The organism is Microbacterium insulae, assembly GCF_042677065.1.
Classification (GTDB): domain Bacteria; phylum Actinomycetota; class Actinomycetes; order Actinomycetales; family Microbacteriaceae; genus Microbacterium; species Microbacterium insulae.
In genome coordinates this window covers 275,376-287,898 of record NZ_JBHTII010000002.1, presented here as the reverse complement: position 1 = coordinate 287,898, position 12,523 = coordinate 275,376, and the positions used below count along the sequence as shown (strand labels likewise).

Sequence of the window (12,523 nt, the reverse complement as noted above, 5' to 3'; positions counted from 1 at the left end):
CGAGAGTTCAGGCTGCCGGCCCTCGCTACACGATCCCGTATGCACCCCGACTGTGCCGGCATATGCGGGAACCGCTGATCGGAGCAGGTGCCCGCTTCACTCGGGATGAAGCGCGACGGGCGCTCTCAACGCTCTGGGATGAAAAGCCCGCAGGCCTCAGCCAACTGATCGGGCCAGAACACGGGCTGCAACGGCGAGGGCTTCCAGCCGGTCGCTTCCTGGATGAACCCGCCCTTGTTGGGGCGACCCTCCCGCCACAACTTGTCTTGGACGGGCAACCGCGTCCACTGGATAGGTTCGCCGGTCGTGATGTCGATCGGCGTTGAGAACGAGTCGAGGAACGTCTCGGGATCGTAGTCGGGGAGGTAGATTGCGTGCGGTGCCGACTCGAAGACTTCGCCGCTGACGTACCACGAGATGCGCACGGCACCCGCGCCCCAGCGCTCTTCGGCACTCTCGTCGACCGGGTAACGCTTCCGCCAGATGCGCCACAGTTCGCGCGCTGAGGCGTCTTCGATGTCGTAGTCGTCGCTCACCGGGTCGCCGTACGCCTCCCAGTAGAGCGCGAGATCCCCCGAGCGCTGGACATCGTGCTTCAGCGTCTTCCACGTGTACATCGCGTGCTCCCTCGCTAGGGTCGACCGCTCGTCAGAAGAGCGGAGTGGTCGGGTAGTCGGTCAGCGGTGTCGAGACTGACGTCTCTTCGGTGTGCACTCGCTCAGCCTGCGCGATGACGCTCCCCCGCGTGCGCTCTTCGAGTTCGCCGACGACGCTGAACATGCGCTTCGCGCCGTGCGCACGGAGAGCCTCGTCGTACTGCTCATCAGACAGGTGGACCGTCACCGTGCGCGGCTTGCCGTTCACCCGCGTAGACAGGGTGATTCGGTGCTCAGGATCGGACTCGGAGTTCTTCAGCCCGGTGATCTCGCCGACGATCGACATCAGCGTCGGCTCGGGCGTCTGCTCGAAGTACGCGCGCGCTCGACCAATCTTCGCGCCGTCCTCGGGCGTGAATGCGAACTCGATGTTGCGCGGTTCACCGGGCATGAGCGTGTGCTGGTCGTTGCTGTTGAACTCGACCGAGATCGCTGACTCGTCGCCTGAAGTGAGCGGCTGAAGTGACGCGAGCAGTTCAAACGACACACCCGCGATCACGCGCTCGTCGAACGCCTCGAACGTGTCTGCCGATGCCGGCGTCTCGTCGAGCGCGTCACGCACCGCTTGAAGCGATGTGACGAGCCGTGCGGTGATCTCACGCCCGGAGATGCGCGGGTGCTTCTTCGACCCGGCGTCGACGGCCTTCGACGTCGCGAAGGTCTGCGCGCTCGGTGTGAGGGCGGTGATGACGTAGCTACTGATCTTCGTCTGCCCCATGTAGCACTGGCTGAGGAAGTCTTCGGCGATGACCGATTGCGCCTGCGCGAAGCGTTTGCGTGTCAAGTTCGACGACTTCGCCGCAGCGGCGAGGATGCCCTGCGTGCTGTCCACCATCTCGTTTCCCGAGAGCCACTTGATCAGGCCCGCACGGTTGTCTATGTGACGCTTGACGTCGACCTCGTCGAACTGGCGCTCGACCAGCATCGACGCGAGGGATAGCACTTCGGCGAACTCGCTGCCGTACAGCGTGTGCATTCGGACAGCGACGTCGCCAAGCAGATCGGCGTAGTCAGGTGCGTCGGGTGCGAGAGGGAACGCGATGCGCTCAGAGCGGGTGTGCTCTCTGCCCACGGGCTCCCAGTACGCGAGCGTGTCGCGGAAGCCGCCGACCGTGTGCCACCCGAGCCGTTCGAGAGCGCGCGTCAGCACGGCAGGGTTCATGGGCCCATCGCTCATGGTCTACCCCCTGCCCTGAGCCGCGCCATGATCTCGCAGAGCGCTACGTCGTCGAAGACGTTAGTCACGGGGGCGGACACCGTCACCCGGTCGCCGCTGCGTGCGGGTTCGCCCTCCAACGACACCCAGTACGAGCAATGGCGCATCGCGGTATAGGGGTGCTTCGACCAGACCCAACTGGCCGTGTCAGTGGGCATATCCATGATGACGAGAATGTGCGGGACGCTCGTCTTGCTGCGACGCATGCGCTCATAGCGCGTATCGCGCAGTTGAGCGCTGATCTTGGTTCGAGCAGCGTTCCAGCCGTTCGTCACGGCTTTCAACTGCACTCGCAGCAAGACCTCTTCCTCGCCAGGTATCTCGTGCCACAGGTCATAGTCGACGCCGTTGTCGATCACCGTCTTGCTGGCGTTGCATCCCGCGGCGGCAGCGATCGCCAAGATGACTGATGTGTGGAAGAACTCTTTGAGGTCGGTGTCTCGGGTAGGCAGCCCACGAATGACAGGAGCGCCGGTACTGGGCTCGCTCGTCCTGGAAATGACCGACACGACGCAACTCTAGGGGAAGCGGCGACTGCGTCAGCGATCTCGCACCTGAGCGGTGCTTGTTCGTGTCATGCGAACGAAGTTCGCCGCCCAGGACGTGAGAGAGCGCGACGGTGTGACGGGACCGTCGAGCGATCGCTACGCGTCGACGCGCGGCGCGGTGTCGTCATCCGTGACGGCGGACGTCACGCCCTCGCGACGTAGTCGGTCGACTTCGAGCCGCTGCTGCGACGGCACCCACGGCCCATATGCCCGCGTGCGCTTCTTGCGCGTCATGTACTCGACGACTGGCCGTGCTCGCCGCGCGTTGTCGAAGCGGCGCAGGTTCTCCCACGGAATCTCCCACTCCCACTCGCGGCTTGATATCGCTCGATCGCGAACGGAAACGACGGCGCAGGCGTGGCCGACTGAAGCACGAGCGCCCATTTGCTGCCCTCGACGTGCTGCACAGCATCGCTCGCAACCAGCCGGTGCTCGACACCGTCGCCGACGTCGATCTGCCAGTACGCCTTGATGATCTGCGTCGCGTGATCGCCCGTGTTCGCGATCTCGATGGTGAAGCCGACGAACTTCTGGTCAGGCGACTGTGAATGCCGGTTGATCGACTGATCGCCGCCGACCGAGATCACCGGGCGCGACCAGCGGATCGCCCGGTACGCCGTCCATGCAGCCGTCGCGAGAGAGACGACGAGAGCGATCGTCGCGAGCACGTCTGAGTACATGCGATCAGAATGCCACGGGCCTCATACGTCTCACTCGATCGAGATAGTCGAGATGCGGCCACAGGTCGATCTCGCCCTTCTCACGGTCAACGACGATCCACGCGCCGCCGACCACGATCAGCCCGCGCGCCTCGTCGTCGCGCACACGCTGCGGAGTCACGAGACAGAACCCGTCGTCCTCCGCACCGTTGACAGCGAACGGCTCGCCGTAGTGGTCCGCTGCGATCTCTCGCGCCTCATCGAACGACAGCATCACGATCCCCTTTCGGACGGCAACGATAGGTCATGCAACGTGAGCGGGTTTCGTGTTGCCCTGTCCGCTCTGTTGTGCAGATCGTTGTGCACACTGCACGGCAACGACCATCACGGGACGTCGCAGGGCGGGATATGCGAGTGCTGGGACGCCAACGGGCCACTACGTCCCAGCACTCGACATCACGCGCAATCACGCGGGCATCGTCATTCACACGGAAGAGGTCATCAGTTCGAGTCTGGTATCGCCCACCACACGACCCCCCAGCGCGTCTCCCCGCGCGCGGGTCACTCACCCACCCGCCACCCGTAGCGGCTCTGCAGCGCCGCCGCGACGCGCGTGAACCGGTCCAGATCCAGGACGGATGCCTCGCGCCGCATACCGTCGCGATGCACGCGGTAGATCTGCTCGACGTCGACCCAGGACGGCCGGCCCTTCGAGTCCCAGGGACCGGCACCGATCGCCAGGTAGTCGCGATCACCGTCGTGCGACTTGCTCGTGAGACGCACCGCAAGCACGCAGTCGGCGTCCTGGCGCGCGATCACCAGCACGGGCCGATCTTTTCCGCGTCCGTCCCGCTCGTCGTAGGGCACCCAGGTCCAGACGATCTCGCCCGTGTCGGGGTCGCCGTCGACCTCCGGCGTGTAGGTGATGGTGAGGTCGCCCGGGTGCGGTGGCTCGATCTCCACCGTCGCGGTTGGCCCGTGACTGCCGGGCTCGGAAGGTCGCCCGGACGAGGACGAAGACGGACTCGAGGAGGGTCGGAACAGCTGCGCGAGGCGGCTCAGCAGCCGCGGACGGGTGGTCACGAAGTCAGACTAACCGGGCGCACGGAAAGGGCGCCGCGGCTCTCGCCGCGACGCCCCTCATCTGCCGTAGACCGAAGATCAGGCCTTGGTGTTCTCCAGGACGTAGCCCTCTTCGCCGTGGATGATGGTGTCGATGCCGGCGACCTCGTCCTCGTTCTTGACGCGGAAGCCGATCGTCTTCTCGATCGCGAAGCCGATGATCCAGGCGAGCACGAAGGAGTAGGCGAGCACCGCGAAGGCCGCGATCGTCTGCACGAGCAGCTGGGTCCCGTCCCCACCGGTGAACAGGCCGGTGCCCGTGGCGAAGAAACCGATGTAGAGCGTTCCGATGAGGCCGCCGACCAGGTGGATGCCCACCACATCGAGCGAGTCGTCGAAGCCCCACTTGAACTTCAGCTCGATCGCCAGGGCGCAGACAGCACCCGCGATGAAGCCGAGGAGGATGGCCCAGCCGGGCGTCAGGGACGCACACGCGGGCGTGATCGCGACCAGACCGGCCACGGCACCCGATGCGGCGCCGACCGACGTGGGCTTGCCGTCCTTGATCTTCTCGACGACCAGCCAGGCGAGCAGGGCGGCAGCCGGGGCCGCGATCGTGTTGACGAACGCGAGGGCCGCGACACCGTCGGCGGCGAGCTCGGAGCCGGCGTTGAAGCCGAACCAGCCGAACCACAGCAGACCGGCGCCCAGAAGGACGAACGGCGGGTTGTGCGGGACGTGGACGCCCTTCTGGAAGCCGACGCGCTTGCCGAGCACGAGGGCGAGGGCGAGCGCCGCGGCACCGGCGTTGATGTGGACCGCGGTTCCACCCGCGAAGTCGATCGCGCCGAGACCGAACCACTCCTGCATGCCGTAGGTGATCCAGCCGCCGTAGGCGAAGCTGCCGTCCTCGGCGAGGCCGAAGTTGAACACCCAGCTGGCGACCGGGAAGTAGACGATCGTGGCCCAGATCGCGGCGAAGATCAGCCACGAGCCGAACTTGGCACGGTCGGCGATCGCGCCCGAGACGAGCGCGACGGTGAGGATGGCGAACGTGGCCTGGAAGGCGACGAAGGCCAGCGGCGGGTACGCGGCGCCCTCAGGAACCTCGATGAGCGCCGAGAGTCCGATGTTGTTCCAGTCGATCGCCCACGGGGCCACGAGGCCCTCCGAGCCGGGGAACGCGATCGCGTAGCCGTAGACGACCCACAGGACGCCGATCAGGCCGAGCGCACCGAAGCTGAGCATCATCATGCTGATGACGCTCTTGGCCTTGACCAGACCGCCGTAGAAGAACGCGAGTCCGGGCGTCATCAGAAGCACGAGTGCGGCGCATATCAGGATGAATGCGGTGTTGCCTTGATCCATCTCAGGGAGAACCTCTCTGCAGGGACGCAGGTATAGCGTCGGGTCCCCCCAGTGTTCCGACGGCCGGTTTCCGTCGCGGTTCACCCTGTGTTTCCCGTCGGTTACGCGATGCTCCCTTGCGTAAACATCGTGTTTCGGCGGGCTTCGTGTGCGCCCCGGCGTCGCCGGGAATCAGGCCAGAGTGGATGCCACGAGCCGCGAGATCGCGCGCAGGTACTTCTTGCGATAACCGCCCGCGAGCATCTCGTCGGGGAAGACGAGGTCGAGCGAAGTCCCGGTCGCACGGATCGGCAGCTCCGCGTCGTAGACGCGGTCGATGAACGCGACGAAGCGCAGCGCCGCGGACTGGTCGGCGAAGGGCTCGACGTCGCGGAGGCCGATGACGGAAAGTCCGTCGATGAGCCTGATGTACCGCGAGGGATGCACGCGCGCGAGATGCGAGAGGAGGGCCGAGAAGTCGTCGTCCGACGCGAGACCCCCGACCGCGGCATCCGCGAGCGCCGCCTCGTACTGCGCATCGGTGAGCACCGCCGCGTGGCCGTCGACGGCACGGTGGCGGTAGTCGGTCCCGTCGATGCGGATCGTCTGGAAGCTCGAGGCCATCGCGTGGATCTCCCGCAGGAAGTCCTGGGCGGCGAAGCGCCCCTCCCCGAGGGCGTTGGGCGGAGTGTTGGATGTCGCGGCCAGGCGCGTTCCCGACGACACGAGCTCACCGAGGAGTCGCGTCATTACCATCGTGTCGCCGGGGTCGTCCAGTTCGAACTCGTCGATGCACAGCAGCTCCGAGCCGCGGAAAAGCTCGACCGTCTTCTGGTACCCGAGCGCTCCCACGAGGGCGGTGTACTCGATGAAGGAGCCGAAGTACTTCCGGCGCACCGGCATCGCGTGGTAGACCGCGGCGAGGAGGTGGGTCTTGCCGACCCCGAAGCCGCCGTCGAGGTAGACACCGGGCTTGGTCTCGGCCCGCTTCGCCTTCCGGAAGAACCCGCCCTTCGCCGGCTGGGCGGCCCCGGCGAAAACCTGAAGCAGGTCCTTCGTCTCCTGCTGCGACGGATACGCGGGATCGGCACGGTACGTCTCGAACGTCGCATCGGCGAACTGCGGCGGCGGAACAAGAGCGGCGACCATCTCGGGGCCGGCGAGCTGCGGCGTGCGGTCCGCGAGATGGACGATGCCTGTCGAGGCGGGCGCGGTCATGGCGGATCCTGTGTCGGAGTCTTACGGGGACCTGATGCGGCCCGCCTGGGGAATCTAGGGTCGAAGTCGACGGTTCAACCCTAGTCGTCACATCATTCCGCCCCGACCCGAGGAGCAGCCCATGACCGTCGAGACAGACACGTCGTCGCCGAAGTTCGCCGAGTACGCCGATCCCGACCGGCTCGTGACCGGCGACTGGCTCCAGGAGCGCCTCGGCACTCCCGGCCTCGTGGTCGTCGAGTCCGACGAGGATGTCCTCCTCTACGAGACGGGACACATCCCGGGCGCGGTCAAGGTCGACTGGCATACGGAGCTCAACGACCCGGTGGTCCGCGACTACGTCGACGGCGAAGGGTTCGCGCGTCTCATGTCGGCGAAGGGGATTTCGCGCGACGACACGATCGTCGTCTACGGGGACAAGAACAACTGGTGGGCCGCGTACGCGCTGTGGGTGTTCTCGCTCTTCGGCCACGCGGACGTGCGGCTCCTCGACGGCGGCCGCGACAAGTGGATCGCGGAGGGGCGCCCGCTCACGACGGAGCGGCCCGCGATCGCACCGACCTCGTACCCCGTCGTCGAGCGAGACGACTCGACGCTGCGGGCCTACAAGGAGGACGTGCTGGGCCACCTCGGCAACCCTCTGATCGACGTCCGCTCCCCCGAGGAGTACGACGGCTCGCGCACCTCGGCGCCCGCCTACCCCGAGGAGGGAGCGCTGCGCGCCGGACACATCCCTACCGCGAAGAGCGTCCCGTGGGCACGCGCGGTCGCCGAGGACGGCGGGTTCAAGCCCCGCTCCGAACTCGAGGCGGTCTACCTCGATGGGGCCGGCCTGCAGGATGGCGACTCCGTGGTGGCCTACTGCCGCATCGGGGAGCGGTCCAGCCACACGTGGTTCGTGCTCAAGCACCTCCTGGGCTTCGAGGACGTCCGCAACTACGACGGCTCATGGACGGAATGGGGCAGCGCGGTGCGCGTGCCGATCGTGACCGGAAGCGAGCCCGGCGAGGTTCCGGGGCGCTGAGCCGCGGCATCCGTCCTCGTGAAAGGATGACGGGGATGACCGAAGCGACCCTTCCCGACAGTCTCGCCGAGATCCGCGACGAGTTCCTGGAGCTGCCCGAGGCCGACCGCCTCCAGCTCCTTCTGGAGTTCTCGCAGGAGCTTCCGGCGGCACCGGCGGAGTACGCCGACCATCCCGAGCTGTACGAGCGGGTGGCCGAGTGCCAGTCCCCCGTGTTCATCGTGGTGGAGGTCGCGGACGATGGGACCGTGACGATGCATGCGACCGCCCCCGCCGAAGCGCCGACCACTCGAGGGTTCGCGAGCATCCTCGTTCAGGGCATCAGCGGGCTGTCGGCCGACGAGGTGCTCGCGGTCCCGTCCGACTTCCCGCAGACCCTCGGCCTCACGAAGGTCGTCTCGCCGCTGCGCCTGTCGGGCATGACGGGCATGCTCCTGCGGGCGAAGCGCCAGACCGAGGCGAAGCGACGCCGCTGAGGCCTTCGCTCATGCGTCGGCGGGGATGGATGCCTCGGCGAGTCCCTGCTGCGCGAGCCACGACGTGATCCGCGCCGTCCAGCGCTCCTGGTCGTAGTTCCACAGCTTGGTGTGGCGCGCCACGGAGAACACATCGAGCTGGACGAGGTCGGGGCGCGCAACCACGAGGTCGTGAGACGCGTCCGACGGCACGAACCCGTCGTCATCGCTGTGCAGGATGAGGATCGGATGCCGCAGCTCGCCGGCGCGCGCGACGACGTCCAGGCGATCGAACGGGATCGCATGACCCGCCCGAGTGATGGGCGTCGCCCACTCGTGCTTGAGCGCCTCGATCGCCATCCCGCTCACGGTGGGGGGCACGTTCATGACGCGGGCCTGGAATCGCAGCACCACGCGCCAGTCGACGACGGGCGACTCGAGGATCAGGCCGGCCACGGCGCTGCGATGCGCGGAGTTCAGCGAGACCTGCAGGGCGATCGCGCCGCCCATCGACCAGCCCATCAGGATGATCCGGCGGGCGCCGCGGCGGCGGGCGAAGCCGACGGCGGCATCGACGTCGCGCCACTCGGTCGCCCCGAGCGAGTAGGTGCCGGTGCGACTTCGGGGGGCTTCCCCGTCGTTGCGGTACGAGACGACGAGGGAGGTGATGCCCAGCGAATGGAACAGGGGGACGGCGCGCAGGCATTCGGCGCGCGTGGCGCCGCGCCCGTGCACCTGGATGACCCACACCTCGCCCTCGCCGGCGGGGAACAGCCAGGCGGGGCACGGTCCGACGGTCGACCCGATGAGCTCGGGCGTGTACGGCAGGTGCAGCTGCTCGGGGCGGTCGTAGTACCACCCGCTGAATGCCGCGTCGGGCGCCAGGCCCGCGTCGGGACCGACGTGCGTGAGCAGCTTGCGCGTGACGCTCTCTTCGTCCTCGGAGAGGACGGAGCCCAGCTTGAGGTAGTCGGTGGTGCCGCTGGTGAACAGGCCGTATCGCCCCGGCAGTCCGGTGTCGGGGGTGCGCGCCAGCGTGATCGTCTGCGCCGCCGTGTCGAGCGACAGGATGCGCGTGTCCGGGCGACGGAGCGCGGGCGTGACGATACGCCGCGCCATATGCGCGGAGGCGACGGCCATCGCCGAGAGCACACCGGCGAGAGCGAGACTCACGACCGTGAGCGCGGCTCGCACCCCGGCGAGGAGAGCGGGTGAGGCGCCGCGCATCGCGGCGCGCCTGGAGTCGACCATCGAGGCCTCACTCTAGTCTGTCCGCGTGGCTGAGCATCGTCCCCCGGCGGCTACGACGCCGTTCGCGCTTGCCGCCGAGTCCGTGCGGGCGATCCTGTTCCGAGGCGACCTCTCGGTGAGCGAGATCGCCGCGCCCGCGGGCCTGGCCCCCGAGTCGCTGGCTTTGCGCGGCGACGTGCGGCCGGAGGCCGAAGGCGAGGAGTCGGAGTATGGGACAGGACGCCTGGTGCTGCTCCACGACCCGGGTGAGCCGGCGCAGTGGAACGGGCCGTGGCGCATCGTGTGCTTCGCCCAGGCGCCGCTCGAGCCCGACATCGGCGTGGATCCGATGCTCGCGGACGTCGCATGGGCGTGGCTGACCGATGCGCTCGAGTCGCGCGGTGCGGGGTTCCATTCCGCGTCGGGTACCGCCACCAAGACTCTGTCGAAGGGTTTCGGCTCGCTCGCCGCCGAAGGCGACGGCGCGCAGATCGAGCTGCGCGCCTCGTGGTCGCCGGAGGGCGAGATCGCCCCCCACGTGGAAGCATGGGCGGAACTGGTGTGCATGCTGGCGGGCCTCCCGCCGGGTTCGGAAGGGATAGCGATGCTGGCTTCGCGCAGGGCGCCGCGTGACTGAGTACGACGTCATCGACGAGCAGGGCGCCCTTCGGGAGGCCGCGCGTGCGCTGGCCGCAGGACACGGTCCGGTGGCCGTCGACGTCGAGCGCGCCTCCGGGTTCCGGTACTCCCAGCGGGCGTACCTCATCCAGGTCTTCCGCCGCGGTGCGGGGGTGTTCCTCTTCGACCCACCGCCGATCGGCGACTTCACCGCCCTCCAGGAGGCGATCGGCGGCGAGGAATGGATCCTCCACGCCGCGAGTCAGGATCTGCCTTCGCTGCGAGAGCTCTCGCTCGAGCCGGCGACGATGTTCGACACGGAGCTCGCCGCGCGGCTGCTCGGCCACGCCCGCGTCGGGCTCGGGGCCGTCGTCGAGGACACGCTCGGCATCACCCTCGCCAAGGCCCACTCGGCGTCGGACTGGTCCACGCGCCCGCTGCCGCAGTCCTGGCTCGAGTACGCGGCGCTCGACGTCGAGCACCTGGTCGACGTACGCGATGCTCTCGTGGCGGAGCTCGAGGCACAGGAGAAGACGGAGTTCGCGGCCGAGGAGTTCCGGGCGGTGCTCGAGCGCGAGCCCAAGCCGCCACGCGACGATCCGTGGCGCCGTCTCAGCGGACTGCACCAGGTGCGCGGACGCCGTCCCCTCGCGATCGCCCGCGCGCTGTGGACGGCCCGGGAGGACTACGCCCGGGAGCAGGACGTCGCACCCGGCCGCCTCGTGCCCGACCGTGCGCTCGTCGCCGCCGTCCTCGCCAACCCCTCGTCGAAGTCCGAGCTGGCCTCGGTCAAGGAGTTCACCGGGCGCGCCAGCCGCACCCAGCTGGATCGCTGGTGGGCCGCGTTCGAGGAGGGTCGCTCCACGACCGACCTCCCGCTCGAGCGCGTGTCCGGAGGCGATACACTGCCGCCGCCTCGCGCGTGGCCCGACCGCAACCCCGAGGCCGACGCCCGGCTGAAGGCCGCTCGTCCCCTCGTCGAGCAGCGCGCCGAAGAGCTCGGGATGCCGACCGAGAACCTCCTCACCCCCGAGCTGCTCCGTCGGCTGGCGTGGGCGCCTCCGGAGACCGTCACCGCAGCATCCGTCGGCGCGGCGCTGGGGACCCTCGGTGCGCGCCCGTGGCAGATTGCGCAGACTGCACAGGTGATCGCCGATGCGTTTGTCGGTTCCGTGCAAGACCCCGCGACGGCCTCCGACGACGCTTCGTAGGATTCCCCCACCCGATTCCAGCGCTTCGTGACGCCCTCCTAGGCTGGCGGCATCCCTATTTTTGGAGGCAGAGTGGCCGAGATCTCGGACGTCTTCTACGTCGATGGAGTGCGCACGCCGTTCGGGCGCGCCGGCGAGAAAGGCATGTACTGGAACACGCGATCGGATGATCTCGCCGTCAAAGCGACGATCGGGCTCATGGAGCGCAACGCGAACGTTCCGAAGGACCGGATCGACGATGTGGCCATCGCCGCGACATCCCAGACCGGCGACCAGGGCCTGACCCTCGGCCGCAGCGTCGCGATCCTCGCCGGACTCCCCCAGACGGTGCCGGGCTTCGCGATCGACCGCATGTGCGCAGGCGCCATGACGAGTGTGACGACCATGGCCGGCTCGATCGGCGTGGGCATGTACGACCTCGCCCTCGCCGGCGGCGTCGAGCACATGGGCCACCACCCGATCGGCGGCAACGCCGATCCCAACCCGCGATTCGTCGCGGAGCGCATGGTCGACCCGGGCGCCTTGAACATGGGCGTTACCGCGGAGCGCATCTTCGATCGGTTCCCCCACCTGACCAAGGAGCGCTCGGACCGCTACGGCATGCTCAGCCAGCACAAGGCGCAGGCAGCCTACGACGCCGGCAAGATCCAGCCTGACCTCGTGCCCGTGGCCATCAAAGACGCCGAGGGCTCATGGGGTCTGGCGACCGAGGACGAGGGCCGTCGGCCTCAGACCACGATGGAGGATCTGGCGAGCCTCAAGACCCCGTTCCGCCCGCACGGGCGCGTCACGGCCGGCACCTCCTCTCCGCTGACCGACGGGGCGACGATGTCGCTCCTCGCCGGTGGCGGAGCGGTGAAGGAGCTGGGCCTCGCGCCGAAGATGAAGCTCGTCTCGTTCGCATTCGCGGGCGTGCAGCCCGAGATCATGGGGATCGGACCGATTCCCTCGACCGAGAAGGCGCTCAAGCGAGCGGGGCTCACGATCGACGACATCGGCCTGTTCGAGCTCAATGAGGCGTTCGCGATCCAGGTGATCTCGCTCCTGGATCACTTCGGCATCGCCGACGACGACCCCCGCGTGAACCAGTGGGGCGGCGCGATCGCCCTCGGTCACCCGCTCGCCGCCTCGGGCGTGCGCCTGATGATCCAGCTGGCCGCCCAGTTCGCCGAGCGCCCCGACGTCCGTTACGGGCTCACCGCGATGTGCGTGGGTCTCGGGCAGGGCGGCTCGGTCATCTGGGAGAACCCGCACTACGACGGCAAGAAGAAGAAGTAGG

15 protein-coding genes are annotated in these 12,523 nt (G+C 68.1%); 5 read left to right on the top strand and 10 right to left on the bottom strand.

What is annotated here, in order from left to right:
* Positions 1-125: 125 nt before the first annotated feature.
* The 9 genes from ACFQ0P_RS13915 to zapE all read right to left on the bottom strand — a co-directional run bounded on the left by ACFQ0P_RS13915 (position 126) and on the right by zapE (position 6,706).
* On the bottom strand, positions 126-617 hold the full coding sequence (locus tag ACFQ0P_RS13915; RefSeq protein ID WP_204979253.1) for a hypothetical protein: 492 nt from the start codon (positions 615-617) through the stop codon (positions 126-128).
* Positions 618-648: 31 nt separating this feature from the next.
* Positions 649-1,833, bottom strand: coding sequence for a hypothetical protein (locus ACFQ0P_RS13910; RefSeq protein ID WP_204979252.1), 1,185 nt, complete (start codon positions 1,831-1,833; stop codon positions 649-651).
* Entirely contained in the window at positions 1,830-2,381 is a 552-nt protein-coding gene (locus tag ACFQ0P_RS13905; RefSeq protein WP_204979251.1) for a DUF4365 domain-containing protein, read from the bottom strand. The genes ACFQ0P_RS13910 and ACFQ0P_RS13905 overlap by 4 nt, the downstream gene beginning before the upstream one ends.
* 135 nt (positions 2,382-2,516) lie before the next feature.
* Positions 2,517-2,654: a hypothetical protein gene (locus ACFQ0P_RS13900; protein WP_204979250.1), complete on the bottom strand. Its 138-nt coding sequence runs from the start codon at positions 2,652-2,654 to the stop codon at positions 2,517-2,519.
* Complete coding sequence (locus ACFQ0P_RS13895) at positions 2,651-3,100, bottom strand: hypothetical protein (protein WP_204979249.1); 450 nt, start codon at positions 3,098-3,100, stop codon at positions 2,651-2,653. Before ACFQ0P_RS13895 ends, ACFQ0P_RS13900 begins: the two co-directional genes overlap by 4 nt.
* A 4-nt stretch (positions 3,101-3,104) precedes the next feature.
* Positions 3,105-3,353 carry a hypothetical protein gene (locus ACFQ0P_RS13890; RefSeq protein WP_204979248.1) on the bottom strand — a complete coding sequence of 83 codons (249 nt, stop codon included), beginning with the start codon at positions 3,351-3,353 and terminating at the stop codon, positions 3,105-3,107.
* 287 nt (positions 3,354-3,640) lie between these two features.
* Positions 3,641-4,162: a type II toxin-antitoxin system PemK/MazF family toxin gene (locus ACFQ0P_RS13885; protein WP_204979247.1), complete on the bottom strand. Its 522-nt coding sequence runs from the start codon at positions 4,160-4,162 to the stop codon at positions 3,641-3,643.
* A gap of 78 nt (positions 4,163-4,240) precedes the next feature.
* The gene (locus ACFQ0P_RS13880) at positions 4,241-5,509 is read right to left on the bottom strand and encodes an ammonium transporter (RefSeq protein WP_204979246.1); all 1,269 of its coding nucleotides are present in this window, start codon (positions 5,507-5,509) and stop codon (positions 4,241-4,243) included.
* A gap of 171 nt (positions 5,510-5,680) precedes the next feature.
* The gene (gene zapE, locus ACFQ0P_RS13875) at positions 5,681-6,706 is read right to left on the bottom strand and encodes a cell division protein ZapE (protein WP_204979245.1); all 1,026 of its coding nucleotides are present in this window, start codon (positions 6,704-6,706) and stop codon (positions 5,681-5,683) included.
* A gap of 121 nt (positions 6,707-6,827) precedes the next feature.
* Between zapE and ACFQ0P_RS13870 the strand changes: the two genes are divergently transcribed.
* Positions 6,828-7,730, top strand: coding sequence for a sulfurtransferase (locus tag ACFQ0P_RS13870; protein WP_204979244.1), 903 nt, complete (start codon positions 6,828-6,830; stop codon positions 7,728-7,730).
* A 35-nt stretch (positions 7,731-7,765) separates the two neighbouring features.
* Positions 7,766-8,206 (top strand): SufE family protein, encoded by a 441-nt coding sequence (locus tag ACFQ0P_RS13865; RefSeq protein ID WP_204979243.1) that lies wholly within the window; start codon positions 7,766-7,768, stop codon positions 8,204-8,206.
* A gap of 9 nt (positions 8,207-8,215) precedes the next feature.
* Here ACFQ0P_RS13865 and ACFQ0P_RS13860 read toward each other — a convergent pair whose 3' ends face one another.
* Positions 8,216-9,436 carry an alpha/beta hydrolase family protein gene (locus ACFQ0P_RS13860; protein ID WP_204979242.1) on the bottom strand — a complete coding sequence of 407 codons (1,221 nt, stop codon included), beginning with the start codon at positions 9,434-9,436 and terminating at the stop codon, positions 8,216-8,218.
* A 25-nt stretch (positions 9,437-9,461) separates the two neighbouring features.
* On the opposite strand from ACFQ0P_RS13860, the gene ACFQ0P_RS13855 reads away from it, so the two are divergent.
* The 3 genes from ACFQ0P_RS13855 (at position 9,462) to ACFQ0P_RS13845 (ending at position 12,522) form a co-directional block, all read left to right on the top strand.
* Complete coding sequence (locus ACFQ0P_RS13855) at positions 9,462-10,052, top strand: DUF3000 domain-containing protein (RefSeq protein WP_204979241.1); 591 nt, start codon at positions 9,462-9,464, stop codon at positions 10,050-10,052.
* Complete coding sequence (locus ACFQ0P_RS13850; RefSeq protein WP_204979240.1) at positions 10,045-11,244, top strand: ribonuclease D; 1,200 nt, start codon at positions 10,045-10,047, stop codon at positions 11,242-11,244. Before ACFQ0P_RS13855 ends, ACFQ0P_RS13850 begins: the two co-directional genes overlap by 8 nt.
* Before the next feature lie 72 nt (positions 11,245-11,316).
* A complete protein-coding gene (locus tag ACFQ0P_RS13845; protein WP_204979239.1) occupies positions 11,317-12,522 on the top strand; it encodes a thiolase family protein in 1,206 nt (401 codons plus the stop codon).
* The last annotated feature ends 1 nt before the right edge of the window (position 12,523 follow it).

Coding starts and splice junctions, on each gene's coding strand:
- ACFQ0P_RS13915 (WP_204979253.1), bottom strand. CDS start 617: ATGTACACGTGGAAGACGCTGAAGCACGATGTCCAGCGCTCGGGGGAT.
- ACFQ0P_RS13910 (WP_204979252.1), bottom strand. CDS start 1,833: ATGAGCGATGGGCCCATGAACCCTGCCGTGCTGACGCGCGCTCTCGAA.
- ACFQ0P_RS13900 (WP_204979250.1), bottom strand. CDS start 2,654: ATGACGCGCAAGAAGCGCACGCGGGCATATGGGCCGTGGGTGCCGTCG.
- ACFQ0P_RS13895 (WP_204979249.1), bottom strand. CDS start 3,100: ATGTACTCAGACGTGCTCGCGACGATCGCTCTCGTCGTCTCTCTCGCG.
- ACFQ0P_RS13890 (WP_204979248.1), bottom strand. CDS start 3,353: ATGCTGTCGTTCGATGAGGCGCGAGAGATCGCAGCGGACCACTACGGC.
- ACFQ0P_RS13880 (WP_204979246.1), bottom strand. CDS start 5,509: ATGGATCAAGGCAACACCGCATTCATCCTGATATGCGCCGCACTCGTG.
- zapE (WP_204979245.1), bottom strand. CDS start 6,706: ATGACCGCGCCCGCCTCGACAGGCATCGTCCATCTCGCGGACCGCACG.
- ACFQ0P_RS13870 (WP_204979244.1), top strand. CDS start 6,828: ATGACCGTCGAGACAGACACGTCGTCGCCGAAGTTCGCCGAGTACGCC.
- ACFQ0P_RS13865 (WP_204979243.1), top strand. CDS start 7,766: ATGACCGAAGCGACCCTTCCCGACAGTCTCGCCGAGATCCGCGACGAG.
- ACFQ0P_RS13860 (WP_204979242.1), bottom strand. CDS start 9,436: ATGGTCGACTCCAGGCGCGCCGCGATGCGCGGCGCCTCACCCGCTCTC.